General features: G+C 58.2%; 24 protein-coding genes. 7 read left to right on the forward strand and 17 right to left on the reverse strand.

Features of this window, described 5'->3' with window-relative positions:
• Positions 1-6 precede the first annotated feature (6 nt).
• Positions 7-1,335 carry a dicarboxylate/amino acid:cation symporter gene (locus tag Q0Y02_RS03175; RefSeq protein WP_297764307.1) on the forward strand — a complete coding sequence of 443 codons (1,329 nt, stop codon included), beginning with the start codon at positions 7-9 and terminating at the stop codon, positions 1,333-1,335.
• Here the strand turns inward: Q0Y02_RS03175 and Q0Y02_RS03180 are convergent.
• On the reverse strand, positions 1,320-1,529 hold the full coding sequence (locus Q0Y02_RS03180; RefSeq protein WP_297764310.1) for a hypothetical protein: 210 nt from the start codon (positions 1,527-1,529) through the stop codon (positions 1,320-1,322). The genes Q0Y02_RS03175 and Q0Y02_RS03180 overlap by 16 nt on opposite strands.
• Before the next feature lie 101 nt (positions 1,530-1,630).
• Here Q0Y02_RS03180 and Q0Y02_RS03185 point away from each other — a divergent pair, with 101 nt between their 5' ends.
• Positions 1,631-2,431, forward strand: a complete 801-nt coding sequence (locus Q0Y02_RS03185; protein ID WP_297764313.1) for an SDR family NAD(P)-dependent oxidoreductase — start codon at positions 1,631-1,633, stop codon at positions 2,429-2,431.
• Between the two features lie 169 nt (positions 2,432-2,600).
• Here Q0Y02_RS03185 and Q0Y02_RS03190 read toward each other — a convergent pair whose 3' ends face one another.
• From Q0Y02_RS03190 to Q0Y02_RS03215, 6 genes are all read right to left on the reverse strand, one after another.
• Positions 2,601-3,110 (reverse strand): DUF2505 domain-containing protein, encoded by a 510-nt coding sequence (locus tag Q0Y02_RS03190; RefSeq protein ID WP_297764316.1) that lies wholly within the window; start codon positions 3,108-3,110, stop codon positions 2,601-2,603.
• Complete coding sequence (locus tag Q0Y02_RS03195) at positions 3,107-4,195, reverse strand: diguanylate cyclase (protein WP_297764319.1); 1,089 nt, start codon at positions 4,193-4,195, stop codon at positions 3,107-3,109. Before Q0Y02_RS03195 ends, Q0Y02_RS03190 begins: the two co-directional genes overlap by 4 nt.
• On the reverse strand, positions 4,188-5,141 hold the full coding sequence (locus tag Q0Y02_RS03200) for a hypothetical protein (protein WP_297764322.1): 954 nt from the start codon (positions 5,139-5,141) through the stop codon (positions 4,188-4,190). Before Q0Y02_RS03200 ends, Q0Y02_RS03195 begins: the two co-directional genes overlap by 8 nt.
• Before the next feature lie 300 nt (positions 5,142-5,441).
• A complete protein-coding gene (locus Q0Y02_RS03205) occupies positions 5,442-5,903 on the reverse strand; it encodes a MaoC family dehydratase (protein ID WP_297764325.1) in 462 nt (153 codons plus the stop codon).
• Between the two features lie 108 nt (positions 5,904-6,011).
• Positions 6,012-6,860, reverse strand: coding sequence for an alpha/beta hydrolase (locus Q0Y02_RS03210; protein ID WP_297764328.1), 849 nt, complete (start codon positions 6,858-6,860; stop codon positions 6,012-6,014).
• Positions 6,860-7,672: an alpha/beta hydrolase gene (locus Q0Y02_RS03215; protein WP_297764330.1), complete on the reverse strand. Its 813-nt coding sequence runs from the start codon at positions 7,670-7,672 to the stop codon at positions 6,860-6,862. Before Q0Y02_RS03215 ends, Q0Y02_RS03210 begins: the two co-directional genes overlap by 1 nt.
• A gap of 300 nt (positions 7,673-7,972) precedes the next feature.
• On the opposite strand from Q0Y02_RS03215, the gene xthA reads away from it, so the two are divergent.
• Genes xthA through Q0Y02_RS03235 form a run of 4 tightly spaced genes read left to right on the forward strand, consistent with a single transcriptional unit; the run spans position 7,973 to position 11,639 of the window.
• Positions 7,973-8,788, forward strand: coding sequence for an exodeoxyribonuclease III (xthA, locus tag Q0Y02_RS03220; RefSeq protein WP_297764332.1), 816 nt, complete (start codon positions 7,973-7,975; stop codon positions 8,786-8,788).
• Positions 8,789-8,791: 3 nt separating this feature from the next.
• Positions 8,792-9,817: an ion transporter gene (locus tag Q0Y02_RS03225; protein ID WP_297764334.1), complete on the forward strand. Its 1,026-nt coding sequence runs from the start codon at positions 8,792-8,794 to the stop codon at positions 9,815-9,817.
• 51 nt (positions 9,818-9,868) lie between these two features.
• Positions 9,869-10,372 (forward strand): response regulator, encoded by a 504-nt coding sequence (locus Q0Y02_RS03230; protein ID WP_035244105.1) that lies wholly within the window; start codon positions 9,869-9,871, stop codon positions 10,370-10,372.
• 52 nt (positions 10,373-10,424) lie between these two features.
• On the forward strand, positions 10,425-11,639 hold the full coding sequence (locus Q0Y02_RS03235) for a serine/threonine-protein kinase (protein WP_297764338.1): 1,215 nt from the start codon (positions 10,425-10,427) through the stop codon (positions 11,637-11,639).
• Positions 11,640-11,969: 330 nt separating this feature from the next.
• Here the strand turns inward: Q0Y02_RS03235 and sixA are convergent, their stop codons facing one another.
• The 5 genes from sixA to Q0Y02_RS03260 all read right to left on the reverse strand — a co-directional run bounded on the left by sixA (position 11,970) and on the right by Q0Y02_RS03260 (position 18,129).
• Complete coding sequence (gene sixA / locus Q0Y02_RS03240) at positions 11,970-12,446, reverse strand: phosphohistidine phosphatase SixA (RefSeq protein WP_035244101.1); 477 nt, start codon at positions 12,444-12,446, stop codon at positions 11,970-11,972.
• Positions 12,443-13,474, reverse strand: a complete 1,032-nt coding sequence (locus tag Q0Y02_RS03245; protein WP_297764432.1) for an NAD(P)H-dependent glycerol-3-phosphate dehydrogenase — start codon at positions 13,472-13,474, stop codon at positions 12,443-12,445. Before Q0Y02_RS03245 ends, sixA begins: the two co-directional genes overlap by 4 nt.
• A gap of 204 nt (positions 13,475-13,678) precedes the next feature.
• Positions 13,679-15,532, reverse strand: coding sequence for a molecular chaperone HtpG (gene htpG, locus Q0Y02_RS03250; RefSeq protein ID WP_297764341.1), 1,854 nt, complete (start codon positions 15,530-15,532; stop codon positions 13,679-13,681).
• A gap of 72 nt (positions 15,533-15,604) precedes the next feature.
• On the reverse strand, positions 15,605-16,507 hold the full coding sequence (locus tag Q0Y02_RS03255) for a TIGR01777 family oxidoreductase (RefSeq protein ID WP_297764343.1): 903 nt from the start codon (positions 16,505-16,507) through the stop codon (positions 15,605-15,607).
• Positions 16,504-18,129 carry a hypothetical protein gene (locus Q0Y02_RS03260; RefSeq protein WP_297764346.1) on the reverse strand — a complete coding sequence of 542 codons (1,626 nt, stop codon included), beginning with the start codon at positions 18,127-18,129 and terminating at the stop codon, positions 16,504-16,506. The genes Q0Y02_RS03255 and Q0Y02_RS03260 overlap by 4 nt, the downstream gene beginning before the upstream one ends.
• 499 nt (positions 18,130-18,628) lie before the next feature.
• Here Q0Y02_RS03260 and Q0Y02_RS03265 point away from each other — a divergent pair, with 499 nt between their 5' ends.
• Positions 18,629-18,865 (forward strand): PA3496 family putative envelope integrity protein, encoded by a 237-nt coding sequence (locus Q0Y02_RS03265; RefSeq protein ID WP_035244089.1) that lies wholly within the window; start codon positions 18,629-18,631, stop codon positions 18,863-18,865.
• A gap of 166 nt (positions 18,866-19,031) precedes the next feature.
• Here the strand turns inward: Q0Y02_RS03265 and sucD are convergent, their stop codons facing one another.
• The 5 genes from sucD to Q0Y02_RS03290 all read right to left on the reverse strand — a co-directional run bounded on the left by sucD (position 19,032) and on the right by Q0Y02_RS03290 (position 26,785).
• Complete coding sequence (gene sucD, locus Q0Y02_RS03270) at positions 19,032-19,907, reverse strand: succinate--CoA ligase subunit alpha (protein ID WP_272962660.1); 876 nt, start codon at positions 19,905-19,907, stop codon at positions 19,032-19,034.
• On the reverse strand, positions 19,904-21,073 hold the full coding sequence (gene sucC / locus Q0Y02_RS03275) for an ADP-forming succinate--CoA ligase subunit beta (RefSeq protein WP_286827256.1): 1,170 nt from the start codon (positions 21,071-21,073) through the stop codon (positions 19,904-19,906). The genes sucD and sucC overlap by 4 nt, the downstream gene beginning before the upstream one ends.
• Positions 21,074-21,144: 71 nt before the next feature.
• Positions 21,145-22,584: a dihydrolipoyl dehydrogenase gene (gene lpdA, locus Q0Y02_RS03280; RefSeq protein WP_297764355.1), complete on the reverse strand. Its 1,440-nt coding sequence runs from the start codon at positions 22,582-22,584 to the stop codon at positions 21,145-21,147.
• Positions 22,585-22,677: 93 nt separating this feature from the next.
• Positions 22,678-23,937, reverse strand: coding sequence for a 2-oxoglutarate dehydrogenase complex dihydrolipoyllysine-residue succinyltransferase (gene odhB, locus Q0Y02_RS03285; RefSeq protein ID WP_297764358.1), 1,260 nt, complete (start codon positions 23,935-23,937; stop codon positions 22,678-22,680).
• Between the two features lie 13 nt (positions 23,938-23,950).
• Complete coding sequence (locus Q0Y02_RS03290; RefSeq protein ID WP_286827250.1) at positions 23,951-26,785, reverse strand: 2-oxoglutarate dehydrogenase E1 component; 2,835 nt, start codon at positions 26,783-26,785, stop codon at positions 23,951-23,953.
• Between the last annotated feature and the right edge of the window lie 11 nt (positions 26,786-26,796).

Genomic DNA, 26,796 nt, shown 5'->3' on the forward strand with positions numbered 1-26,796 from the left:
ACGACCATGAAACTGCATCACCAGATCTTTATTGCCATGTTGGCCGGCGCCCTTGTCGGCAGTCTGACCGCTGAGACCAGCACCTTGTTCGGAGTACCGGTATTGGCCGGTTACGACCTGGTGGGCAGTCTGTTCATCAATGGCTTGAAAATGGTGGTCGTGCCCCTGATTGTCACCGCCATCATCAACGGCATGACCAGCGTCGGGGATGGCAAGAACCTGGGGCGCATGGGACTGAAGACGGTGGCTCTGTACATGACCACCACCGTGGTCGCGGTGACCATCGGGCTGATTGTCGTCAATCTGTTCAGCCCCGGAGTGATCGACGGCCAACCGGCCCGAGACCTACTGGGCCTGGCCAGTGATACCGAGGCCGTGCTGGCCGGCATCGAAGGGCGAGGCGCCGGGGATTTCACCCAGATCCTGATGCAGATGCTGCCTCCCAACCTGATTGCTGCCGCTGCCGATGGGCAAATGCTTGGCCTTATCGTGTTCGCCCTGTTGTTCGGCTATTTTCTACGTACCGAGCGTAATGATGCCGGCCGCAGTCTGCGTGATCTGATTGAGGGGATTTATCAGGTGGTGATGAAAATCACCATGCTGGTTATTCGCTTCACACCGTTGGGGGTGTTCGCCCTGATTGCCGCCACGGTGACCCGCACCGGCCTTGATGCCATTGAGCCGCTGGCCTGGTTTTTCGTTTCGGTGGTCGTCGCACTCACCCTGCATGCCTTTGTTTTTATGCCGGCACTGGTGTTTTTCCTGGCCCGACGCTCACCGTTTCGGCACATCCAGGCCATGACACCGGCCCTGCTCACCGCTTTTTCCTCGGCCAGCTCCGCAGCTACCCTGCCGTTGACCATGGAATGCGTGCAGAACCGTGCCGGGGTATCACAACGGAGCAGCAGCTTCGTGCTGCCACTGGGGGCTACCGTCAACATGGACGGCACCGCTCTCTATGAGTGCGTGGCAGCCATGTTTATCGCCCAGGCCTATGGCATGGACCTGTCCCTGGCAACACAATTCATGATCGTGATAACCGCAGTGCTCACCTCCATCGGCGTGGCCAGTATTCCGGCCGCTTCCCTGGTGGCAATCACCGTAATACTGGCCGCCATCGGTCTACCGGCGGAAGCCATCGGCCTGATTCTGGTCACCGACCGGCTACTGGACATGTTCCGCACCGCGGTCAACGTCTGGGGCGACAGTGTGGTCACCGTGGTGCTGGCACGCAGCGAAGGGGAAGAACAGGTGTTGCAGAGGCCGGTAGCCGACGCAGAGAGAATGGCGCAGGCGGCAAGCGCCCACGCCGGGCAAGGTCAAACTGACAGGTGATGGTCGCGGTTGTCCCAGTCACGCTTGATGGCCACCGCCGCACTGCCAACGACCGGCACCATGGCGGCAAACGCCAGCATGGCCGGGAACAGATTTTTCCCCTGATCGGCCAGACCGGCTACCATCAGCACGGTGAACAGAACAGCCACAACCAGAGCGAAAATGTCTTTACTGATACGAGAGATAGTAGTCATGGGAAACGCTCCTCTTAAATTGTTTTAGTGAACACATGTTAACTCACAAGAATAGAAAGTCAACACCTGTTCACTTTCAGTGATTATTTCCCGGAGATCCCTTGAAACATCAGCCTACCCTGCTTATCAGCAATGCCTGCTCCGAACTTGGTCAGGCCCTGGTCAGTGACGCTGCCGAGCATTTTCGGGTGGCCCTGGCAGACGCTGATGGGCAGCTCGGAAACCAGCTGTGTGCCAACCTGCACGGCGCTGGTCGAGAAGCCCTTTTTCTGGATTGTCTTCCCGGCAGTGCCCGCGACCGTCAACGGGGTGTAGAACGAGTGCTACGTCGCTGGCAACAGTTGGATACCGTGATCAGCTTGCCCGCACCACTGACCCTCGGCCCTTTCGAGGCGACCCAGACAGCACACTGGCAGCGGGTGCTGGACGAGCAACTAATGGATACGGTGAACTTGTGCCAGAGCGCGATCAGCGCCATGCACCGCCAGGAACAAGGGGGCCGGATTCTCAATGTGGTGCCGGAATACGGCATCCTGCCAGGGCCTTTGGCTAGCGCCCAGAGCGCTGCCAGCGCCGCCATCGTGGCCCTGGGAGAAAGCCTGCACAGTGAGTTGCACAGTAGTTGTATCAGGGTGACCACCCTGGTGATCCCCCTGTATCAGGAGCAGGCCAGCAGCCTGTGCGCCACCGACCCGCTTAGCGACGCCCGCTTCCAGCGCAAGATTGCTCGCAGCCCGGTCAGCCGAGAGGAGCTCAGCCAGCAAATCCTGAATGCCCTGGACAGTGATAACGCTCTGCACATCGCCTCCGGCTATACCCGGGCCAAATGGCGCCGCAAACGCTGGTTCAGAAAGCGCTGGGAGCGAGCCTTGCGGGAGTTAGGGGCGAGGTATCGGCGTTAAGAGCGAAAGACTGGTTTCACCACAGAGGGCACAGGGGGCACTGAGAAAGATCAACAGCCCTGCCCGTCCCTCGCCGCTTTCCACTTTGCCCGCGATAACATCGCAGTCATAGCTCGATTTTCACTCAGTGTTCCCTGTGCCCTCTGTGGTAAAAACTATTACAGCCACATCAGGCAAACTGCTCTACGTAACGCAGCGTATGCCGGTAATCGCCTGCCAGAGCATCGTCGATTTTCGGCGCTACCAGATCCACCAGTTTCCTGCCCACCAGGGGAACCGATGAGGTAATTTCCACCTGGGTTTGCTGGATGGACTGGGACTCACCGTCGGCCTCGAGCCGCATGGTGCCACTGATTTTCATCGGCACATTGCCAAGTTGAAAGCGATAGCGGGCCTGATAGCAACCCGCCCGGCCGGTGGCTTGCCACAGGAATTCCGTCAACAGGTCAGCCTGACTGGGCAGCAAACGCCGCGCAAATGACGGCACCTTGTCGGTGCGAATCTGTATCGGCTGCACGATCTGTATCAGCAGACCTTCTCCCGTCTCCTGGAAGGCCTGGAAACTGTAGTCATTTACTTTGCCCCATTCGAACCGTTGTTCGAAATAAGCCTTGCTGGTGAGAATCTCATAAAGCCGGTCCACGCCGACGGGAAATTCCCGGTCAACCATTACCTTCATGCTGTCTCCTGACCCGCCGGCGTCTGCTTAATCAATTTCAACAGGGGCGCCAGCTGGCGTTTCAATTCCGGCAATGCATTCACCACCACACGGGGCTTGCCTGCCCGCAACAGGGTGAGTGCCTGCTCTATGGTTATCGAGGGCGCCGCCTGGGCGGTGGCCAGAGGCTCATCGGGGCCATCTCTGACCACCGCCCCTGGCCCGGCCAGCCGCGCCTTGCTCATCTGTTCATCCAATACCGCCTGTACCTGGCGGGGCATCAGGCCGGTATGCGCGGTGGGCGTATGAATGACCACCGACAGCGGCAATTGCTGTGCCTGGCCGCGAAATTGAAACGCCAGCTTTTCGCTGACCTTCAACGCCCGCTCGACAAAACGCTGGGCGCCATTGGCACCGGCACTGGGCAGCAGAATGGTAAATTGGGCTACGCTGCTTCTTGCCAGCGAATCCTCCTTGCGTACCACTCCCCGCATCAATTGCGCCATTTTCATCAGCACCATATCGGTTCTGCGTTTACCGAGCTGTACGAAAAGTTGATTGAATTGGTAAATCTCCAGTTGCACAACCGATAACGGGATCTGCTGACGACTGGCCAGCGCCAGCTCCTGGCGCAGGCGATGCTGCAGATAACGACGGTTACCCAGTCGGGTGAGCGGATCGATCATGGCCTGGCGAGCCAGCTCCTTGCGCTCACGCTGGTAGTGGGCATGGGCACGAGCACGGGCCAGAAGATCGGTGGAATTGAACGGTTTGCTGATGAAGTCGGTGCCGCCCAGACGCAGGGCTTCGCTGCGTGTTTCCTCATCGTTCTCGGCACCGGTAACGATGATCACCGGCAGGCCGGCAATGCCGTCATCCTCACTGGTGCGTATTTTTTTCAGTAACGTAAAGCCATCCATTTCCGGCATGGCCAGGTCGGAAAAGACCACGCTGATGGTCGGGTTGTGGCAGATCATTTCCCAGGCTTCGACGCCGTTTTCCGCGACTTCCACACGGAATTCCCTGCCCAGCATTTTGTCTGCGGCAAGACGCATCACCTTCGAGTCATCGACAAACAACAACACCGGCTTGTTTTTGTTATCCATGTGGCTTCATTCCCTTTTTTACCACGGACAGCGCCCCTTTCGGGCCGGGCTCTCGCCCTCGCACATACCCGTAAAGCCGGGAGCTACGCTGACAAAAATCCCCGCGCGCAATGGCAGGTAAATAATGTTCGTTGAGAAGATGCCCGGGGCGGTCGGCCAGGCAATAGACGGTGCCGGCGGTGCTGTCCAGATGGGAAAGGATGCCGATCTGCGCCAAATAATCACGCCCGTTGGCAAAGTGTTCCACATAGGGCACCGGGTGACCGGCCGCAAGCGTAAGCTGCGGATCGATTTCCAGGCTATCAGCCACCCCACCGATACAATAGATTTCCAGCTTTTTGACCAGCTGCCGGGCGCTCGGGTGACGTAACAGCTTGCGCACGATATAGCTGGCCACAATGGTGCCCTGGGAATGGCAGACCAGTACCACCTGATCATTATTTTCAAGCGCTTCCATCAGGATATTCAACGCCGGGCGCGACAGCTTGCCGTCCTTGCGAAGGGTGCGTGCGGTAATCGACTCGGCCAGATCGCGGATCAGTCCCCAGGTAGGGGTATGAATCAGGTGCACAGGGCGGCGAAAAATCCGTGCGATCTCGCTGGCATTGAGCAGTGCCACTGGCCCGGCCGTTCCCATGCCATTGATGAAGAACCAGCGCGAAGAGCGCGCTTCATGGGTGGCCCGCGGAGGATGGCAGACCAGGGTGCCCTGGCTGATGGATTCCCGGGTGGCCGGCACCAGCAACTGCAAGAGCGAGAACAGGGCCTCACCACGGCTGGAGTAGGATGACCAGGCCAGTTCCGAGCGAACACCTGGCTCCCGGCCCAATGGCAGAACCATGCGGGGAATATCCGCTGCATGGGTCAGGCTAAGGCGAAGATCACGTCGGATGGCAGAACGGTTATCTACCAGACGGCGAAGCCATTGTCGGGGACGGTGCAACATTGGGAAGCCCTGATACGGGGTGATGACAAATTCGCTCTAATACGAAAGTTCCCCCGTACAGTACGTCGAAATGCGGTATTTTGCCAGCAGCAATAACGGCCAGCACAACAACTCAACTTGAGCCAAATCAGCAGCTTATTTGATCAACCTTGTGTAGAACCCGAACTTTCAAGGCTCATGGCGGTTATCTCTGAAGAGCAAGATGTGCGATAAAAAAACAGGCCTGCCGTGCACAAAACGACAGACCTGACCAGGAGACCTTGTGATTCTCTCAACAGGCTCTTTATGGCGCTATTTGTCTCAAACGAAGTACATCAGCAACCATTCGGCAACCAGTGCCGGCTTATCCTCTCCTTCGATTTCCACAGTAAAGGCGAATTTCAGCAACCACTGCCCTTCCCGCTTTTCTGTGGCATCCAGCAAGGTGGCCACCGCTCGAACCCGCTTTCCCTGTTTTACCGGCGCCATGAATCGCAGCTTGTCGAAGCCGTAATTCATGGCCATTTTCATGCCTTTGGGCATCAAGAACCCATCAATGGAAGCTTGCAGATAAGGCAGCAGAGACAGAGTCAGATAACCGTGTGCAATGGTGGTGCCGAAAGGGGTGTTCTTGGCCTGATCCGGATCCACATGAATGAACTGATGATCCAGGGTCGCGTCAGCAAAAGCGTCAATCCTGTCCTGATTTATCTGGAACCAGTCGGAGGCTCCCAGTTCCTTGCCTACGTAATCGGTCAGCGAGGCTACCTCAACCACTTTCATCGTAACGCGCTCCTTGAATACATTTTTTCTGAAGCTTAGCGAGCCTGAGCAAGGCAATACATGACCCTTTCAGGCACTGGCCCGGGCAGGTCTGGTGCTTTTGGTCAGTCAGCGGTTATTGCCATCAAGAAAGGTATTCATTGCCTCTGCCACGGCCTCCGGCGCTTCCATATGCAAATGATGCCGCCCCGCTAACCGCACCACGGTGGCGTCCGGCAACCAGTCCAGTCGGTGATCGAACATGCCGTTGCCGCCCATGCCCTGCTCACCGAGAATCAGGCAAACCGGTGCCTGAATGGCACGAACAAAGCCCTCCACCTGTTCTTCAGTGAGCCGCAACGACGAGGTCAGCCGCAGGCGGCTGTCCGCCCGCCAGGTCCAGCCATCGTTCACCGGCATCAGGCCACGCTCACTCAGCAACGCAGACGCCTCACGGCTGAGGCCACCGAAACCGCGGGTGCGTGCCTCAACCGCGTCGGCAATGTCCGCGTACACCGGCTTACGCTTGTCTGCCAGCGCCATCATGTCATCCAGCGCCTTGCGCAAGGTGCTGGCCACGTCCTTACCGGGCGTGCTGGGCGGGCCCAATCCTTCAATCAGGACCAGCCGGGAGACCCGATCCGGAAACGCTGCCGCAAACAGGCAGGCAATCCCCGCCCCCATTGAGTGGCCAACCAGTGTAAAGCGTTGCCAGCCGAGCTGATCTGCCACCGCCAGCACATCACGCACATGATCCACCAGGTGGGTTACCACACCGTCCGGGCGATGATCGGAATGACCATGGCCGGAAAAATCCAGCGCCACCATGGGACGTTGCCATTGCGCTGCCAGCGGAATATAGGAAGCGGCATTGTCCAGCCAGCCATGCAGAGCCAACACCGGCTCGCCCTCACCGTCCCAGCTGAGGGCGGCCAGGGTCTGTCCGAAAACGTGAAATTGTTTCTCTTTTGCGGCCATTAACTCGCCTCCCCCTGTTGCAGCGTTTGCAGGGTTTCGCGGAACAGGGCCAGGGTCTGTTCAGGCTTCTCCAGTGGATACATGTGCGACCCATCAGCAAGGCGGTGAAGCATGCCGTGGCGGCGCACATGGCGGCGTGCGCTATCGAGAAACGGGGACGGCGACCCCTTGCCGGTAATAATCGCCCCCGGCACTTTCAGCCTGGGCATGCGTGTGGCGGCCGTGGGCGTATGCCGAAAAATATCCACTTCCACCTCCGGGCGAAAACGCAATCGCCAGCCGCCCTCCCAGGGCTCCAGACCCGCGCGCAGATAATCTGCCAGGCAACGTGGATCAAAGGCCCTGAACAGGCCGCGTGAGGAAAAGTAGCTCTCCACGGCGTCCCAGTTCGGCCAGTAATCCAGCCGCCCCTTGCTCTTGCCCGCCGGTGTCACGCGGTCAATCATGCCGGTCAGCTTCGCGGCGTGCATCATCACTCCGTGCCAACCATTCATCATTGGCGGGTCCAGCATGATCAGCGCGGAAAACCATTGCGGGCGCCGTTGCGCCACCAGGTACATGACGACCGACCCCAGCGAATGTCCGGCTCCAACCAGCGGCTTGGGCAGGGATTCGAGCCTGGCTTCCAGCTCCAGGCTGAGGCTGTGCCAGTCCGCATCCACCGGGTAAGCCGGGTTGTGGCCCAGACGGTCAATGATGATGACATCGAACTCGTCCGCCAGGGGCGCCAGAAAGGTGTCATAGCTATGGCCGGGAATGCCGTTGGCGTGGGCAAAGACCAGCGTCTGGCGACCGGCAGAAATTGCTGACATGGTGTCTCCCTGAATTGGGCACGAAAACAAAAGAGACATGATAGCCGCAACTGTTCACCCCGGACCATGTCCGATAACGCCACAGAGTGGTCTGCCAGTGGTTCATTCGGGAAGCTGTGTGACAAAGGAGCAAAACCAAAGTGTTCAGATCAAGGCGAGAAAGCGCAGGACTAGTGGGCTAATTCAAGCTTTCTCAACACAGAGCTGGGCACTTTGGCGACGCGAACTGTTACAGAGCATTCCGGATGAACCGCTAGGTCATCTTTTGTTGGTGTACAATGCCCGCACAAAGGAGGCTCCATGACCCTGATTTCATTCAACATCAATGGTATTCGCGCCCGTTTGCACCAGTTGCAGGCAGTCATCGATAAATATCAGCCGGCTCTGATCGGCCTGCAGGAAACCAAGGTCCATGACCCGGAGTTTCCCGAGCAGGCGGTTCGTGACATGGGCTACCACCCCTACTATTTTGGCCAGAAAGGCCACTATGGCGTGGCACTGATTACCCGCGAACCGCTGGAATCGGTTCAGTACGGCTTTCCCACCGATGATGAAGACGCCCAGCGACGCATGATCATCGGCACCCTGCGTCATACCGATGGCTCTGCCATCACCGTTCTCAACGGCTATTTTCCCCAGGGCGAAAACCGCGAGCACCCGCTGAAATTTCCTGCCAAGGAAAAGTTTTATCAGGATCTGCAGAGCTACCTGGATAACCACCAGCAACCCGACCAGCAGGTGGCCGTCATGGGAGATTTCAATATTTCCTCCACCGATCTCGACATCGGCATCGGCGAAGCCAATCGCAAACGCTGGCTGCGCGAAGGCAAAACCAGCTTTCTGCCGGAAGAACGGGAATGGTGGCAACGCCTGATCGACTGGGGGCTAACCGATACCTTCCGGCACCAGAATCCAGACACTGATGACATCTTTTCCTGGTTTGACTACCGCTCCCGTGGCTTCGAGCGCGAGCCACGCCGGGGCCTGCGCATCGATACCGTACTGGCCACAGCCCCGCTGCTGGAAAAGCTCGATACCACCGGCGTGGACTATGACCTGCGCGGCATGGAAAAACCGTCCGACCACTGCCCAGTATGGGCCAGGTTTCGCGGCTAAGCCATGAAGATCAAACTGCACCCGGAAAAGCTAAAGCTCAATCTGGACACGGTCGGTTTTGTTATCGATCTGTTGATGATTGCCCTGGTCATCCTCAACCTTGGCCTGATCCTGTTCGACTGGCTTTTCCAGGTGCCGCCGGTACAAGGGTTTCTGGCCGATATGACGCCGGCATTCCATGCCTTCTACCGGGATACCATCCACAGCAATTTTCTGTTTTATGACCTCTGTTTCGTCGCTGTCTACCTGACCGAGTTCGTGATCCGCTGGATTGTCGCCATTGCCCGTAGCACCTACCACCGGTGGTTCTTCTACCCCTTTGCCCACTGGTATGACCTGCTCGGCTGTATTCCGGTGGGCAGTTTCCGCTGGTTGCGGATTCTACGTGTGGTTGGCCTGGTCATGCGTCTGCAGCGCATGGGCATTATCGACCTGTCACAAACCTGGCTGGGCCAGACTATCCTCAAGTATTACGGCATCGTGGTAGAGGAAGTCTCCGACCGGGTGGTGATCAATGTATTAAGCGGTGCCCAGCGAGAGATCGGTGGCGGCAGCCCGCTACTGCATCGTATCGAAACCCAGGTACTGGCACCGCGTCAGGAGAAGCTGGTGAGTTTTATCGCTACCCGGATCGCCGACGCCACCCAGAAAAGCCACGGCCAGTATCGCGATCAACTGGCGGAATATTTCGCCCACCTGACCGACGAATCGCTCACCCGCACCCAGGCCGGTAAACGCCTGGCGGCCATCCCCGTGGCCGGGCCACGGGCTATCGCCCTGCTCGGCGACGCCGTGCGCGAGACCGGTACCGCTTTCGTGGATCAATTGGTGGATGACCTGGCGTCACCCGCCAACCGACCCCAGCTGGAGCAACTTCTCCACGATCTGATCGGTGCCGCCAAGGGAGAAGGCGAGCAGCTCGACCAGCTGATCCGCGACACCTTGCTGGATGTGCTGGAACAGGTAAAAGCGCAGATGGCCGTGCAACAATGGAAGCTGGAAGAGCAAGACGGCCCCGAAAAAAGTTGATAACATCGAGTAAGACTAAAGTCTCAGCGACTACGCCAACCGGATCACATCATGAGTACCACTGCCGACTCCAGTGACGACAATTTGCAGCTACCTCGCTCCCGTATCCTGCTGGTGGATGACACGCCACAGAATCTGGTAGCACTCGAGGTGGTACTGGAAGACATGGACTGTGATCTGGACAGCGTGACCAGCGGCAATGCGGCCCTGGCCAAGCTCCTCAAGGAAGATTACGCCCTGGTCCTGCTGGACGTTCAAATGCCGGAAATGGACGGTTTCGAAGTAGCCGGCATCATGCGCTCCCATCAGCGCACCCAGAATGTGCCTATCATTTTTGTGACTGCGATCTCGAAAGAAACCCGCTTTGTGCAACAAGGTTATCGCAGTGGTGCCGTAGACTATCTGTTCAAGCCCATTGATCCGCAACTGTTGCAGAGCAAGGTCAGCTTCTTCCTCAGCCTCGATCAACAGAAGAAGCGACTGGAAGCGAAACTGGCCCAGGCCCGTCGCTCAGAAGCCGAAATGAAGGCGCTTTACGGTGAACCGCCCGAGTAAATGCCCACCGGGCCCGACAACAATAATCGGTCAGGACGACCTCGATAACAGCATGCCCATCAGACTTCCCGGATACCGTATTACCGAACGCCTTGGCAAGGGCGGCATGGCGCATGTCTTTCTCGCCACCCAGCATTCCTTTGAGCGTCAGGTTGCGATCAAGATACTCACCCCCTCCCTCGCCCTGGAACCACGCTTTGCCGAACGCTTTATGCAGGAAGCCCGCACTGTGGCCAGCCTCAATCATCCCCATATCGTACCGGTGTACGACGTCGGCGAGCACGAGGGTTACTATTACCTGAGTATGGAGTACGTGACCGGGGGCAGCCTGAAACAACGCATTCGCGATGGCATGGAGCCCAGGGACGCAGAAAACGTGCTGCGGCAATTGGCCGGCGCCCTGGACTACGCCGGCTTGCATGGCTTCATCCACCGGGACGTAAAGCCGGACAATGTGTTGTTCCGTGCCGACGGGTCTGCGCTGTTGATGGACTTCGGCATCGCCGCCAACATGCTGAGCGATACCAGCGTCACCGGCACTAACAGCGTCATGGGCACCCCCAAATACATGAGCCCGGAACAGCACCGCTCCCAGCCGCTGACACCACAATCCGACCTTTATTCCCTGGGCTGTGTGTTCTACGAAATGCTCACTGGCCAGCCGCCCTATCAGGGCGACGATGCCAGCACTATGGCCTTGGCCCACCTGCGTGAGCCGATACCCTTGTTGCCTGTCACACTCCGCCATTATCAGCCATTGCTGCGCCAGTTGCTGGCCAAGGCCCCGGCAGATCGCCCGGAAAGCGGCGCCGCTCTGGTTGACGCCCTCGACCACCTGGAATCCCCGGAGCATTACACCCGTGAACGGGCCCGCTACCGCCCACGGGAAGCCGGCATCAACGGTACCCTGGCACCACGGCTGCGGCTCAAGGAAACCAAGGCAGGAATGAGCTGGCGAGGCAATCTCTACCAGTACGACATTTATCTGGTGGCCGACGACTTCGAGCAGTTCCAGTCCCACTTTCCGGTACTGCGCTCTGCTCTGCAGGACTGGCACCGGCAAAGGGGCTCGCGCTGCAAGGGTGTCACCATCAAGGCGACCCTGCACCCGTGGATCAGTGGCCGGGTAAAGCAGTATCTCAAAGAGCTTCGTCAGTCAGAGGGGCTGGAATTTCTCGGTGGTCTGCCAATTCTGCTCAACCTGGTGGCCGCCGATGGTCAGCCCATTGAACGGTTAGCCTGGGAACCGGATTCTGAATCCAGTTAAAACCCAGTATCCACAATTTCACAAAGTAAAACCGTGTCATTACCCCTCGCGAACTCACTGTGAAAACAGGGTTTCTGCCGGGATAGCGATCGCCGAATAACAGACATAAAAAAAGCACCAACATAGGTTGGTGCTCGAGGATCTGCCTAAGTTGATGTGATGCAAGGAGACATCACATTCCCCCCCTTAGGGTGGTACCGATGACACCGTTCAGGAGTCTGCCATGCGTTCCAGTGTCATCAAGGTCAGGTTAGGGCAATCGCAAACAACCTGACCAGCGCCTATCGGCGAAAGGTACGCAACGCGTTATCAAGGGTAGGGTTTTCCGGATTAGCGGCCAGAAACGGCCTCGCCAGGGCTGCGTAACCACAACAGGCGGGCACCGGCTGCAGCGGCCACCTCCACATCCAGACAGGCCACGGTCCCCACATTGAAACCAATACGCTCGACCGAACCGGTCCAGCTTGCGGTCAACTGGGCCACCAACGGCATATGACTCACCAGCACGGCGTTATCTGCGGGCGGGTTGGCAAGCAACCAGTCAAAAAGCGCTTGCGGGTTGGCATCCGGCACTAGTTGCTCGCAGGTTTGTCGGGGCAAGCCACCATAGACCTGATCGATACAATCTGCGGTCTGCTGGGCGCGCACAAAAGGGCTTGCGATCAGCGCCGATACGGCGATTCCGCTGTCCCGCATGCCTTGCCAGTGGGCAAGCAGCGCCGCCCTGCCCGTCTCGGTCAATGGGCGCTGCGCATCGGTAGGAGCCCGGGAAACAGCCTGACCGTGGCGGCTGAGATAAAGCTTCATGCACTGGCTCCAGCGAGCTGGAATTCCACATCGTGCTTGTATTCCCCGCTCATCAACTGCTGGATAACCAGCTCCAGCGGCTGGCCATGGTAAACGATCTGATACAGGGCCGTAGCCAGGGGCATATAGACGTCCAGCTCCGCGGCCTTGTCCGCCACCAGCTTGATAGTGTTGATACCTTCAGCCGTTTGCCCCAGGCTTTCCACCGCCTCCTCAAGGCTCTTCCCCTGGCCTAGCTGGAAGCCCACCTGATAGTTGCGCGACAACGACGAACTACAGGTGGCGATCAGATCCCCCACCCCGGACAGTCCCAGGAATGTCATCGGGTTGGCACCCAACTCCACCGCAAAACGGCTCATTTCCGCCAGGGAACGGGTAATCATGAAGCTGCGGCTGTTTTCACCCACTCCGATGGCCGCGGCCATGCCGGAGGCCACCGCGTAAATATTTTTCAGGGCACCGCCCAGTTCCACGCCGTAGACGTCCGGGTTGTCATAGACGCGGAAGTAATCGCAGCTAAGTGCCGTCTGCACCACCTGGCACAACTCCTCATCGGGGCTGGCTACCACGGTGCCGCTAAATTTCTGCTCGACGATTTCCTTGGCCAGATTAGGGCCACTGAGCGCACCGATACGGGCGTGCGGCCACTCCTGCTGCAACACTTCGCTCATCAGCAGAAAGCCTTCGGAATAAATCCCCTTGGTACAGCTGATCACCATGGTGCCAGCTGGCACCCATTCCCTGGCCTGACGAAGAACGTCCACAAACGCCTTGCTGGGAATCGCCACAAACACCAGGGATGCCTGATCCAGTGCCTCTTCCAGACTGTCTGTGGCATTCACTCCCGCAGGCAATTCAGCACCGGGCAGATAGCGGCTGTTTTCCCGATCCAGATTGATCGCCGCAGCTGTTTCCGGGTCACGCACCCAGATATTCACCCGGTGGCCATTGGCGGCCAAAATGCTGGCCATGGCGGTGCCAAAACTGCCACCGCCCAGAATTGTTGCGTTATGTCTTTCCTGCTCCATACGGAACGCCTTGTATAGCAGCTTTTGAGGCATCATAAGCGCCCCCCGTCAGGGATACAACGCGGCAGAGCAGTTAACAGTGAACCGTGAATCGTTAACCGCTGCACGGAGAATTATTGTCATATCAGAACCGCAAGAGGCCGCGCCCATATCCTGGGCGCGGCCTCTTGCGGTTGGAAATAAGCTACCCTGATCGGGTCGCTGTTAACTGTTCACTGCCTTCACCAGCATTTCCTGCAGGCGTCGCGCGGTGGCCGCCGGATCTTTAGGCAACTGCCCTTCTGCCAACATAGCCTGATCGAGCAGCAGCGCGGCCAGGTCGTCGAACCGATCGCCCTCTTCCATCCCGGCCAACGCCTGCAACAAACCGTGGCTCAGATTCACTTCCAGCACCGGCTTATTCTCCGGCGCCGGTTGCCCTGCCGCTTCCAGCATGCGGCGCATCTGTGGTCCCAACTGATCTTCGGCCAACACCAGACACGCCGGGGAATCCACCAGACGGGAGGTCGCCCGCACAGTTTCTACCCGTTCTGCCAGTATGCTGCCAAGACGGCCAATCAGCGGATTATCGTTATCAGCCTTGTCTGTCTCTTCACCCAGGTCCAGCTCGCCACGAGCCGCATTGACCAGCTTCACATCCTTGTAGCTATCCAGGTAGCTGACCATCCACTCGTCCACCGGATCGCTGAGCAACAGCACCTCGATGCCCTTCTTGCGGAAGACTTCCAGATGGGGGCTGTTCTCTGCCGCTGACGGACTGTCAGCCAACAGATAATAAATCTTGTCCTGGTCAGCCGGCTTGTTCTCCAGGTACTGATCCAGCGACGTGGCCACCTTCCCCGGCTGATTGCTACTGGCAAAGCGCAACAGGGCGGCAACCGCTTCCTGATTGTCCCGGTCTTCGCCGATACCTTCCTTGATCACCTGACCAAACTGGGACCAGAAGGTGGCGTATTTTTCCTCATCATTGCCCAATTTCTTGAGCATCTGCAGCACCCGTTTGGTCAGCGCTGCACGGATTTTCTGTACCGGGCCATAGTCCTGCAACAGCTCGCGGCTTACGTTCAGAGGCAAGTTCGGGGCATCAATCACACCCTTGATAAAACGCAGGTACTGGGGCAGAAACTGCTGCGCATCGTCCATGATAAAGACACGCTGCACATAGAGCTTAAGACCACGATTGGCTTCACGGTGATACAGATCAAAAGGTGCCCGGGCCGGTATGTAAAGCAGGCTGGTATATTCCAGCTTGCCCTCAACCTTGTTGTGACTCCAACTCAGCGCATCCTGAAAATCGTGGCTGATATGCTTGTAGAAATTCTGATATTCCTCGTCACTGATCTCCTGACGGGGCCGCTGCCAGAGGGCCGTGGCGGAATTGAGGGTTTCTGTTTTTTCCTCCTCGTCGCCGTCTGCCGGGGTGACAAGCGTGATCGGAAAGGCGACGTGATCCGAATACTGGTTCACCACCTGACGCACCTTGAAGTCATCCAGAAACTCCCCGGCATCCTTGCGCAGATGCAGAATCACCGCCGTGCCCTGCTCTGTCCGGTCAATGGTCTCCACGGTAAACTCACCCTGGCCATCGCTTTCCCAGCGTACACCGGCGGAGACATCGGTACCGGCCTTGCGGCTTTCCACAGTTACCCTATCCGCGACAATGAATGCGGAATAGAAACCCACACCAAACTGACCGATCAGCTGGGCGTCCTTTTTCTGATCACCACTGAGCGAAGCGAGGAATTTTTCGGTGCCGGAACGGGCGATGGTGCCCAGGTTCTCGATCACCTCTTCCTCGTTCATGCCAATGCCGTTATCGGCGATGGTGAGGGTGCCCGCTTCCTTGTCTATCCGCAGGCTGATGGCCGGGTCGTTCCCTGACTCCAGTAACGACGGCTCATCCAGTGCCTTGAAACGCAGCTTGTCGCAGGCATCGGACGCGTTGGAGATTAATTCACGAAGAAAGATTTCCCGGTTGCTATACAGGGAATGAATCATCAGGTGCAGCAGGCGGGATACTTCCGCCTGAAAACCATGGGTTTGTTTTTCTGCAGACACGGCTGACTCCTCTGGGTTTAATCACCCGGGAGTAATAGGGGCAGCCGTGTTTTTTTCAAGGGGGAACAGGGATCAGCGCTTGATCTGATGAGCCAGGGCCGATCTCAGATCCGGAAAGCGGAACACGAAACCCTGTTGTTCCAGGCGCCGTGGGTAGACCCGCTGCCCGCCCAACAGGATCTCTGACTGCTCGCCCAGGCCGGCTCGCAGGGCCACTGAGGGCACTCGCAGAAAAGCCGGACGCTTGACCGCACTTGCCAGGGATCGATGGAACTCACGCTGGGTAACAGGTGCCGGTGCCGTGGCATTGAACACTCCATCAATCCCCGGGGTTTCCACAGCCCGGACCAGAATCGCCACCATGTCGTCGATGTGGATCCAGCTCAACCACTGACTACCATCGCCGAGCATGGCACCAAACCCGAGCCGGTAAACCGGTAGCAGCTTGCCAAGCATGCCGCCATCACGGCCCAACACAATACCGGTGCGCACCAGACACAACCGCACTCCCTGCCGGGACACTGGCCGTGCCGATTGCTCCCAGGCATCGCAGAGCAAGTAACCGAAATCACGCTTGCGGGCAGAGCTGTCTTCCGTCAGCTCCGCATTACCGGCATCCCCGTAGAAGCCCACCGCAGAGCCGGACACCATCACCGCCGGCTTGCGTTGCAATCTGGAGACCAGTGCCACCAGACCCTGGGTAACACCTATACGGGAATCAAACAGCACCTTTTTGCGACGCTCCGTCCAGCGCCCGGCAAACAGGCTTTCGCCGGCCAGGTTGATAATGCCGTCGATAGGATCATCATCGGCAATATCATCCAGGGACGACACGATACGGGTTTCCTCCGGCAACAGCTTGGCGACCCGTCTCGGACGACGACTGAGCACAACAAGATCGTGCCCATGGGCCGCCAGTCTCCGGCATAGGTGCTGGCCAATAAATCCACTGCCTCCGGTAATCAGTATCTTCAACGTGCTGCCTCAACCTTTTGAATGCTGTTCATGTCATAGAAGTATTCGATGTTGCCTGCTCCCATCGCCACACTCAAGGTCAAATGATCCTCGGTGACCGCCTGCAAAATTCCTGTACGGGTGGCGACGCCACTGGCGGTGATAGTGACGGATTTACCCACCAGGGCACGGAGCTCCTTCAGTTTCGCAGAAATTTCCTCAACAGGCTCCTCTGCCTTACTGACCTGCTGCGACGGTTGTTCAACCCGAGGGTCATTGTCGTAGACAACCTCCGCCTCCCCGTTGCCGTCGCCTTCTGATACCAGATCAACCCGTTGCCCATTGGACAACGTCAGTGATTTGAGCTCCTCTGCGGACACACTGCGCTCCACATTACCGCTACCCACATTCATGACCAGCCATAAGCGGTCTCCGCTGACACGGCGCAGCACCCCTTCCAGCTCACGGCCACTGCGAGTTTCCAGCAGTACCTTTCTGTCCATATAGGCAACAAGCTCCGGAAAGGTCTTCTCCACGGGCGGCACGGCCTGTACCTGTTCTGAGGGCGACGTTTCGAAAACGGGGGATCTCAGGGTTGCGCTGCCCTCCCGCGGCGGAGTAATCACCCGTGTTTCCATTGAGCCCGGGACCACGGCCCAACCCACTTCGCTCTTCTCCAGGCGCACATGCCGTTGTTCCACCGCACCGCTGGTCAAGACTACCTGGGACATTACCTGCCCAGTGGCCTCGGCGCGACGCAGCTGCACATGCTCCGCCTGCACGGATTCCAGCATCCCTTCCGGGAACTGGGTCGCCAGATACTCCTCTGCCACATAGGCGAGGGTGTCATCGTGGTCAAAATGCAAATCCACATTGCCATTACGATAGCGAAGATGATTGGAATACGCCGTGAAGTCACCGACCAGATAGCTTTTAAAGCTGTCCGGCATGACCAGCACCATGGAACCAGAAAGCTGATCAGTATCCAGCGGTGCCAACGCCAGCTCCAGACGGTAGCCACCGGAGAAAATGCGGGTTTCCGGATAGTCCTGCCCCTCCGGTTTCCAGGACAAATGCACCACCGGGGCCCCTTCATCGGATGGGTTCACCAGCATTGAACGGCGCTCGGTGATTGCTTCAGGGTCCCAACCCAGAAGAACGCGTACTTCCAGTTCCGGCAGGAAGCCTTTTCCCTGGCTGGCTGTCAGGACTCCGTCTATCAGCGCCACCCGGTCATAACGGAATTTTTTTCCATGCAAACGGCCAGACAGGGCTTTTCCCTGACCTTCTACAACCAGCAGCGCGGCCTCCTCAGAAGTCACAAATGCAGTACTGGTGGCCATATTATCGCCCCGCAAAACCTGGCCCGCCTGCCCCGCCAGGTTTTGTCGGGGAGCCTGTTCCAGCGGGCTCTGCCCGGTTGCCAGAAACAGCGCTACCCCTACCGCCGCCGTCAGCAAAGACGCTACTCGCCCCAGCGCCCACCAGCGATATTCTTCCCAGTGCTGCTGCACCTGACCCAGGCTTGCCAGGGGTAACAGGAAAAACAAGGCACTGTGTCCCCGGCTACCCGCCTCGTGCATCAGGCCAAGGGTGCTGATGATGAAGCCACTTACCCCAATAATGATCAGCAGTTCTGCCATCTTCTTATTCTCTCAACAGATGATTCTCTCAACGGAGCGTTGAATACGCTTCCGTGAAGCGTTGTTGGCGCTTTTGCCCTGCTAGCCAGCAATACGCATATGGCCTCTGCAGATTCTCGGCCAAGGTAACCGGGTGGCTGCACAAGCCGCCCTGCGGGACACGCCGGAACAGGCTCTGCAGGCTCCAGACGGAAAGGTCATCCCGATGCCTCCACTTTACAAAGCCGGGGCCGGGCATTCCAGCACTTAAGTGACTGATTTTTCTATCCAGTGGCCAGGCATGATCTCCATCACACTCCGCCCTGCGGCAGCCGGCCAGATCCGCTTGCTGCGCCGTCAGGTGCTCCAGCCACCACCACTTATCATCGGAAATAAAAAAAAACTTGTAAGCGGGAAAATCTGGAGATATACAGGCGCTGAGGACGTTAGGAAACCGGTGCCCCGGACCTGACTAGCCGATTAACAGGTTGTTTGAGGAGGTCAGACACAGGAGGCCACCATGAGTAACCATCGTAATGAGCAAGACCTTGATTCGGAAGATCTGCTGATGAACGAAGATTTCGATATCCTGGATGACGACGTGGACGATGAAGAACAAGAGGAACGCAGCGCGCGCTCCCGTGCGTTCAACATGGACATGCGTCATCGCATCGAAGATCGTCTGGAGGCCCGTCGCCTGAAAAAGGAACTCAACGAGTACGAGTTCTTCGATCTGGACGACGATATTCTCCACTGAAGGGCGCTGCTCACACTATTTCTATGGCCCCTGTGGAGGGTTCAAACCGGGAGGAAAAGGCTGACCCCTTTTCCCACTGCCAGAGACTATAGAAATAGTGTGGGCAAACCCCACAAAAAAGGCCGGCGAAATGCCGGCCTTTTTTGTGTATCAGCGAAGGATTGTATTACCAGCCAGTCGCTTCTTTCACGGCCTTACCAATTTCCGCAGGGTTACGTACGGTTTTCACACCGGCCGCTTCCAGGGCGGCAAACTTCTCGTCCGCCGTGCCTTTGCCGCCGGCAATGATAGCGCCGGCATGGCCCATACGCTTGCCCGGAGGCGCGGTCACACCGGCGATATAGCTCACTACCGGCTTGGTCACGTGCTCCTTGATATAGGCAGCCGCTTCGTCTTCCGCGGTGCCACCGATCTCGCCGACCATGACAATGGCTTCGGTCTGCGGATCGTTCTGGAACAGTTCCAGAGCATCAATAAAGGTGGTGCCGGGGATCGGATCGCCGCCAATACCGATACAGGTAGACTGGCCAAAACCCAGTTTGGTGGTCTGATTGACCGCCTCATAGGTCAGGGTGCCTGAACGCGATACGATGCCCACTTTGCCCGGCTGGTGGATATGCCCCGGCATGATGCCGATCTTGCACTCACCCGGGGTAATCACGCCAGGACAGTTGGGGCCGATCAGACGCACACCGCCCTTGCGGGTGATGTATTCCTTCACGTACAACATATCCAGCGCCGGGACACCCTCGGTGATGCAGACGATCAGTTCGATGCCAGCATCGGCAGCTTCGAGAATGGAGTCCTTGCAGAACGGTGCCGGCACATAGATCACACTGGCAGTGGCGCCGGTTTCGGCAACCGCCTCGGCCACGGTGTTGAACACCGGCAGGCCCAAATGCGTCTGGCCGCCCTTACCCGGGGTCACACCACCCACCATCTTGGTGCCGTATTCGATAGCCTGCTCGGAGTGGAAGGTGCCCTGGCTGCCGGTGAAACCCTGGCAGATCACTTTGGTGTTCTTGTCGATCAGTACGCTCATGCGGCACCTCCCACTGCTTTTACTACCTGCTCGGCAGCATCATCAAAACTTTGCGCGGCGATAATGTTCATGCCGCTTTCCGCCAGCTTCTGGGAGCCCAGCTCCGCGTTGTTACCTTCCAGACGAACGACCACCGGCACGGTGACACCCACCTCTTCCACGGCACCAATGATGCCCTCGGCAATCAGGTCGCAACGAACAATACCGCCGAAGATGTTCACCAGCACGCCTTTCACCTGATCATCGGAGAGAATGATCTTGAAGGCTTCGGTAACTCGCTCCTTGGTGGCACCGCCGCCCACGTCCAGGAAGTTGGCCGGCGCACCGCCTTTCAGCTTCACCAGGTCCATGGTGCCCATGGCCAGGCCAGCACCATTGACCATGCAACCGATGTTGCCGTCCAGTGCCACGTAGTTCAGATCCCACTCGGCCGCACGACGCTCACGCTCGTCTTCCTGACTGGGATCTTCCAGGGCCTTGATATCCGGGTGGCGGTACAGCGCAGAGCCATCCACGTTGATCTTGGCGTCCAGGCAATGCAGATCGCCCTGGTCCGTGATCACCAGCGGATTGACTTCGATCAGCGCCAGATCCTTGTCCTCAAACAATTTCGCCAGGCCAACAAAGATCTTTGCGAACTGCCCAACCTGTTTCCCTTCCAGGCCAAGCTTGAAAGCAATGTCACGGGCCTGATAGGGCTGCGCACCGACCAGCGGATCGATTTCCGCACGCAGGATTTTTTCCGGGGTTTCTTCGGCAACGGTTTCAATGTCCACGCCACCTTCAGTGGAGGCCATGAACACAACGCGCCGGGAGGCACGGTCAAACACCGCACTCAGGTACAGTTCCTTGGCGATGTCGGTGCAGGTTTCCACCAGGATCTTGGACACCGGCTGACCATGCTCATCGGTCTGGAATGTGACCAGGTTTTTACCCAGCCACTTTTTGGCAAACTCCGCCGCTTCTTCCGGGCTGTTCACCAGTTTCACGCCACCGGCCTTACCCCGGCCACCGGCGTGTACCTGGGCTTTTACCACCCACTTTTCACCACCAATTTCTTTGGTTTTGGCTGCGACCTCTTCCGGAGTATCGCAGGCGAAACCGGTAGAAACTGGCAGACCATAATCAGCAAAAAGCTGCTTTGACTGATATTCATGGAGATTCATGCCAATACTTCCATATCAATGAATGAGTGGCGCCCGTCTGGACGCCGTCACTTCGCGACCGTTCTGCGGCGTTATTTCTTGCGCCGACGCTGCGCCACATGGATTGCCTTGTAATCCACGGCCAGGGCGGCTTCATGAACGGTTTCCGACAGGCTCGGATGACCGAACACCATCAGTTGCAAATCTTCTATGGTGGCGCCGAATTCCATCGCCACCACGCCTTGCTGGATCAGTTCTGAGGCCTGAGGCCCCACCACATGCATACCGAGAATGCGGTCGGTTTTCTCATCGGCCACAAACTTCACCATGCCCCCGGTCTCACCGGCCGCCATGGCGCGACCATTGGCCGCAAAAGGCACAGCCCCGGTCTTGTAGGCTTCACCGGATTCCTTGACCTCTTCTTCGGTCTTGCCCACCCATGCCACTTCCGGATGGGTGTAGATCACCCCGGGGACGGCATCGTAGTTAACCTGGGTGTGCTCGCCAGCAATCACCTCGGCCACCATCACGCCTTCCTCGATGGCCTTATGGGCCAGTGCAGGGCCGCGCACCAGATCACCAATGGCGTAGACGCCGGGCACATCGGTACGGCACTGGTTGTCCACGTAAACGAAATTACGCTCATCCAGGCTGACACCGGCATCCTGACTGAGCAGGCCTTCGGTATAGGGGCGACGGCCCACGGCCACGATCAGTCGGTCGAAGGTCTCCTGCTGATCACCGTCCTTGTCGGTGAAGTTCACCACGACCTGGTTCTTCTTCATCTCGGAGCCGGTAACCCGGGCGCCAAGGCGGATATCCATGCCTTGTTTGCTGAACTGCTTCTTGGCGTCCTTGGCGATCTGCTGATCCACCGTCGGCAGGAAGGTGTCCACTGCTTCCAGCACCACCACTTCGCTGCCGAGACGGGCCCAGACACTACCCAGTTCCAGCCCGATCACACCGGCACCAATCACACCGAGACGCTTGGGCACTTCGGGAAGATCCAGGGCGCCGGTAGAGTCGACGATAATCTTCTGATCAACCGGGGTCGGTGGAATCTCTACCGGCACGGAGCCAGCGGCCAGAATGATGTGCTCAGCCTGCAGGGTCTGCGCATCACCGTCCAGGGGAGAAAATTCCACCTGTTTGCCACTCTTCAACTGCCCACTGCCTTGCAGCCACGTGACCTTATTGGCCTTGAAGAGCTGGGCGATGCCACCGGTCAGGTTACGGACGATGGTGTCCTTGCGCTTGTGCATGGTATCCAGGTCCAGGCTCACGTCGCCCAGCTTGATGCCATGGTCCGCCAGGGAGCTCTGCGCTTCGTGATACTTCCAGGAAGAATCCAGCAGGGCCTTGGAGGGGATGCAGCCCACATTCAGACAGGTACCACCCAGTGCGGGCTCGTCCTGCTTGTTGATACGTTTCTCGATACAGGCCGTGTTGAAACCCAGTTGCGCACAACGGATGGCAGCCACATAACCGCCGGGGCCACCACCGATGACAATGACGTCGTACTTGTCAGCCATGATCTATTCCTTCAATCGCTGGCACGCTTCACGCAACACGCTGGCACGCCCTTAGCGTGGTTGCGTGCCAACGTGATGCGTGCAGGCATACATTCAGATATCCAGCAGCAAACGCGCCGGATCTTCGATAAAGTTCTTCACTGCCACCAGGAACTGCACCGCTTCCTTGCCATCGATCAAACGGTGGTCGTAGGACAGCGCCAGGTACATCATCGGCAGGATTTCCACCTTGCCGTCCACCGCCATGGGGCGCTCCTGGATTTTGTGCATGCCAAGGATGGCCGTCTGCGGCGGGTTGAGGATCGGTGTGGAAATCAGTGACCCAAATACCCCGCCATTGGAAATGGTGAAGGTGCCACCGGTCATTTCCTCGATGGAGAGCTTGCCCTTCTGAGCTTTCTGGCCGTACTCGATGATCTGGGATTCCACTTCCGCCAGACCGCGCTGGTCTGCATCACGAATCACCGGAACCACCAGACCTCGCTCGGTGGACACCGCCACACCCACGTCGTAGTAACCGTGGTAGACAATGTCCTCGCCATCGATGGACGCATTCACTGCCGGGAACCGTTTCAACGCTTCCACACAGGCACGGGTGAAGAAGCCCATGAAGCCCAGGCGCACGTTGTGGGCCTTTTCAAATTCCGGCTGGTAATGCTTGCGCATATCCATGATCGGTTTCATGTTGACCTCGTTGAAGGTGGTCAACATGGCGGAGTTCTGCTGGGCAGACACCAGTCGCTCGGCGATACGCTTGCGCAGACGGGTCATGGGAACCCGACGCTCTTCGCGTTCACCCGGCGTTGCCGGTACATCCAGGGTAGCCGGCTGCTGCGGTGCCGGTTGACTGGCCCGCTTCTCTTCCTTGTCGCTGATGGTTTTTTCCACGTCCGCCTTGGTGATGCGGCCGCCTTTGCCGGTGCCGGTCACTTGGGCAGCGGCAACGCCATGTTCGGTCATCAGCTTGCGCGCCGCCGGGCCGGCCTGGTCCGACGCGCTGTCGTCGTCGCTGGCTGCCTCATTGGCGGGCGCCTTTTCTGCTGTCGAAGCCTCTTCTTTCTGCTCCGCCGGAGCCGAATCGGCCTTGTCACCACCAGATGACGCCGAACCGCTGGCGCCCTCTTCGAAATGACCCAGCACTTGCTGGCTCTCAACGGTATCGCCTTCAGCTGCGAGAATCTTGCTGACTACACCGTCAGCCGGTGCCACTACTTCCAGCACCACCTTGTCGGTTTCGATGTCCACCAGCAGCTCATCACGCTTGACCGCTTCGCCTTCCTGTTTGTGCCAGGTGGCTACGGTGCCGTCCGCTACTGATTCGGGAAACTGCGGAGCTTTGATATCAGTCGCCATGCCTAATCCTTATTTACTTGATCTCGAAGGCGTCCTGGACCAGACGCTGCTGTTGTTCCACATGAAGGGCCATGGAGCCAGCTGCCGGCGCGGCAGCCATATCACGGCCAGCGTAATGCACCCGCAGGTCTCCGACCTCGCGGGCCACCCGGTACATATGGTGCTGCGAGCAATACCAGGCGCCCTGGTTCATGGGCTCCTCCTGACACCACACCAGGTTCTCCAGATTGGGGTAACCCTCCAGCACTTCCTGCAAGCGCTGCTCCGGGAACGGATAGAGCTGCTCGACGCGAATCAGCGCGGTGTCGATCAACTCATCGCTGTCGCGCTTCTCGAGCAGGTCGTAGTACACCTTGCCGGAGCACATCACTACCCGTTTCACCTTGTCGCGATCCAGCTCTGCCGGGTCATCCAGCACGGTACGGAAAATACCGTCAGCCAGATCTTCCAGGGTGGAAATCGCTTTTTTATGCCGCAGCAAACTCTTGGGACTCATGATCACCAATGGCTTGCGCAGCGGGCGAACCGCCTGGCGGCGCAACAGGTGATAAATCTGGGCCGGGGTGCTGGGAACGCAGATCTGCATGTTGTGCTCGGCGCACAATTGCAGGAAGCGTTCCAGCCGGGCGGAGGAGTGCTCCGGGCCCTGCCCTTCATAGCCATGGGGCAACAGCATGGTCAGCCCACACAGGCGACCCCACTTGGCCTCCCCGGAGGAAATGAACTGATCGATCACCACCTGGGCGCCGTTGGCAAAGTCGCCGAACTGCGCTTCCCAGATCACCAGCGTCTTGGGCGTGGTAGTGGCGTAACCGTACTCGTAGCCAAGCACCGCCTCTTCGGACAGCAACGAATCATAAATATCGAAACGTGGCTGACCCTCATAGAGATGCTGCAGCGGCACATACTGCTCACCGTCTTTCTGGTTGTGCAGCACCGAATGACGGTGAGAGAAAGTGCCGCGGCCGGAATCCTGCCCGGTGAGACGCACATGGAAGCCTTGATCGATCAGGGTGGCGTAGGCCAGGGTTTCACCGTACCCCCAGTTCAACGGCAAGGCACCGGCGGTCATCTTGCGGCGATCTTCGAGAATCTTTTTCACCTGACGCTGAACGACAAGACCTTCAGGCGGCGTTTCCAGGCGAGTGGCAAGATCCTGCAACTTTTTCAGCGGATAGCTGGTATCCCAGTCATCTTCCACCTGATGGCCGATGTAGGGTGACCAGTCCACGAACAGGGACTTGTTGGGTTCACGCACCAGGGATTTCACCACGTGGTCGCCCGCATCCAGCATGTTGCGGTAATCGTCAGCAGTTTTCTGTGCTGCCTGCTCACTGACCACGCCCTCACTGACCAGACGCTCCGCATAAAGCGTTCGCGTAGTCGGGTGGGACTTGATCTTCTTGTACATCAGCGGCTGGGTGGAAGATGGCTCATCCGCCTCGTTATGACCCAGGCGGCGATAGCAGATCAGGTCAATCACCACATCCTTCTTGAACTGCATGCGGTAGTCCACCGCCAGCTGAGTGACGAAGTACACCGCTTCCGGATCATCTGCATTGACGTGGAAAATGGGGGCCTGCACCATTTTTGCCACGTCGGTGCAGTACTCGGTGGAGCGCGCATCATCACGACGGCTGGTCGTAAAGCCGACCTGGTTGTTGATGATCACGTGCAGGGTACCACCGGTATAGAAGCCCCGGGTCTGGGACATCTGGAAGGTTTCCATTACCACGCCCTGACCGGCGAAGGCGGCATCGCCGTGCAGCAGGATCGGTACGACCTGTTCGCCTTCATGGTCTTCCCGGCGATCCTGGCGGGCCCGCACCGAGCCCTCCACAACCGGGGAGACGATTTCCAGATGCGATGGGTTGAACGCCATGGCCAGGTGGACTTCACCGCCGGAGGTCTGCACATTGGAGGAAAAGCCCTGGTGATACTTCACATCACCGGAGCCGGTTTCGATAAAGCTCTTGCCATCGAATTCCTCGAACAGATCCTTGGGACTCTTGCCCAGGGTGTTGACCAGCACATTCAGACGACCCCGGTGGGCCATGCCGATGACCAGTTCCTTGGCCCCGTAGCTGCCCACCCGCTGAATGATCTCGTCCATCAGCGGAATCAGGGATTCGCCCCCCTCCAGACCGAAACGCTTGGTACCCGGGTACTTGCTGCCCAGATATTTCTCCAGACCTTCCGCGGCGGACAGACGCTCGAGAATATGTTTTTTGACGTCTTCACCGTACTCCGGATGGCTGCGCACGCCTTCCATGCGCTGCTGGAGCCAGCGTTTTTCCGCGGTGTTGACGATATGCATGTATTCGGCACCCACACTGGAACAATAGGTGCCCTGCAAACAGTCAACGATCTCACGGAGAGTGGCTTCGGGCTTGCCGATAAACAGATTACCGGTCTGGAATACGGTATCCAGGTCCGCGGGGCTTAACCCGTGGTGAGACAACTCCAAATCCGGTACTGCTTCGCGCTCCATGATCCCCAGTGGATCCAGCTTCGCCACCTGATGACCCCGGTTGCGGTACGCCGCAATCAGGTGCAGCACTCGCACCTGGCGTCGCTCGTGCTCGGTGCTGACAGCACTGGCACCGAACTTTTGCACCCGGGAACGATTCTTGGCCTGCAACAGGAAATATTCACGAACAGCCGCATGGGGAACGTCAGATTCGACGGCGGCATCAACACTGGGGAGTTTTTCGAAGTAGACGCGCCAGTCTTCCGGCACAGAATTGGGGTCAGTCAGATAGGATTCGTACAGTTCGTCGACATAGGCGGCGTTGGCTCCTCCGATATGGGAGGACTGCCATTGGCGCTGCATGGAACTGTCTTGCATGTCAGCTCGTT

Origin of the sequence: uncultured Alcanivorax sp., assembly GCF_947258575.1 — a bacterium.
GTDB lineage: Bacteria > Pseudomonadota > Gammaproteobacteria > Pseudomonadales > Alcanivoracaceae > Alcanivorax.

Coding starts and splice junctions, on each gene's coding strand:
- odhB (WP_297764358.1), bottom strand. CDS start 23,937: ATGGCGACTGATATCAAAGCTCCGCAGTTTCCCGAATCAGTAGCGGAC.
- Q0Y02_RS03230 (WP_035244105.1), top strand. CDS start 9,869: ATGAGTACCACTGCCGACTCCAGTGACGACAATTTGCAGCTACCTCGC.
- Q0Y02_RS03225 (WP_297764334.1), top strand. CDS start 8,792: ATGAAGATCAAACTGCACCCGGAAAAGCTAAAGCTCAATCTGGACACG.
- Q0Y02_RS03260 (WP_297764346.1), bottom strand. CDS start 18,129: ATGGCAGAACTGCTGATCATTATTGGGGTAAGTGGCTTCATCATCAGC.
- Q0Y02_RS03175 (WP_297764307.1), top strand. CDS start 7: ATGAAACTGCATCACCAGATCTTTATTGCCATGTTGGCCGGCGCCCTT.
- Q0Y02_RS03210 (WP_297764328.1), bottom strand. CDS start 6,860: ATGGCCGCAAAAGAGAAACAATTTCACGTTTTCGGACAGACCCTGGCC.
- Q0Y02_RS03180 (WP_297764310.1), bottom strand. CDS start 1,529: ATGACTACTATCTCTCGTATCAGTAAAGACATTTTCGCTCTGGTTGTG.
- Q0Y02_RS03190 (WP_297764316.1), bottom strand. CDS start 3,110: ATGAAGGTAATGGTTGACCGGGAATTTCCCGTCGGCGTGGACCGGCTT.
- Q0Y02_RS03205 (WP_297764325.1), bottom strand. CDS start 5,903: ATGAAAGTGGTTGAGGTAGCCTCGCTGACCGATTACGTAGGCAAGGAA.
- xthA (WP_297764332.1), top strand. CDS start 7,973: ATGACCCTGATTTCATTCAACATCAATGGTATTCGCGCCCGTTTGCAC.
- lpdA (WP_297764355.1), bottom strand. CDS start 22,584: ATGGCTGACAAGTACGACGTCATTGTCATCGGTGGTGGCCCCGGCGGT.
- sucD (WP_272962660.1), bottom strand. CDS start 19,907: ATGAGCGTACTGATCGACAAGAACACCAAAGTGATCTGCCAGGGTTTC.
- Q0Y02_RS03215 (WP_297764330.1), bottom strand. CDS start 7,672: ATGTCAGCAATTTCTGCCGGTCGCCAGACGCTGGTCTTTGCCCACGCC.
- Q0Y02_RS03265 (WP_035244089.1), top strand. CDS start 18,629: ATGAGTAACCATCGTAATGAGCAAGACCTTGATTCGGAAGATCTGCTG.
- sucC (WP_286827256.1), bottom strand. CDS start 21,073: ATGAATCTCCATGAATATCAGTCAAAGCAGCTTTTTGCTGATTATGGT.
- Q0Y02_RS03235 (WP_297764338.1), top strand. CDS start 10,425: ATGCCCATCAGACTTCCCGGATACCGTATTACCGAACGCCTTGGCAAG.
- Q0Y02_RS03200 (WP_297764322.1), bottom strand. CDS start 5,141: ATGTTGCACCGTCCCCGACAATGGCTTCGCCGTCTGGTAGATAACCGT.
- sixA (WP_035244101.1), bottom strand. CDS start 12,446: ATGAAGCTTTATCTCAGCCGCCACGGTCAGGCTGTTTCCCGGGCTCCT.
- Q0Y02_RS03195 (WP_297764319.1), bottom strand. CDS start 4,195: ATGGATAACAAAAACAAGCCGGTGTTGTTGTTTGTCGATGACTCGAAG.
- Q0Y02_RS03290 (WP_286827250.1), bottom strand. CDS start 26,785: ATGCAAGACAGTTCCATGCAGCGCCAATGGCAGTCCTCCCATATCGGA.
- Q0Y02_RS03245 (WP_297764432.1), bottom strand. CDS start 13,474: ATGGAGCAGGAAAGACATAACGCAACAATTCTGGGCGGTGGCAGTTTT.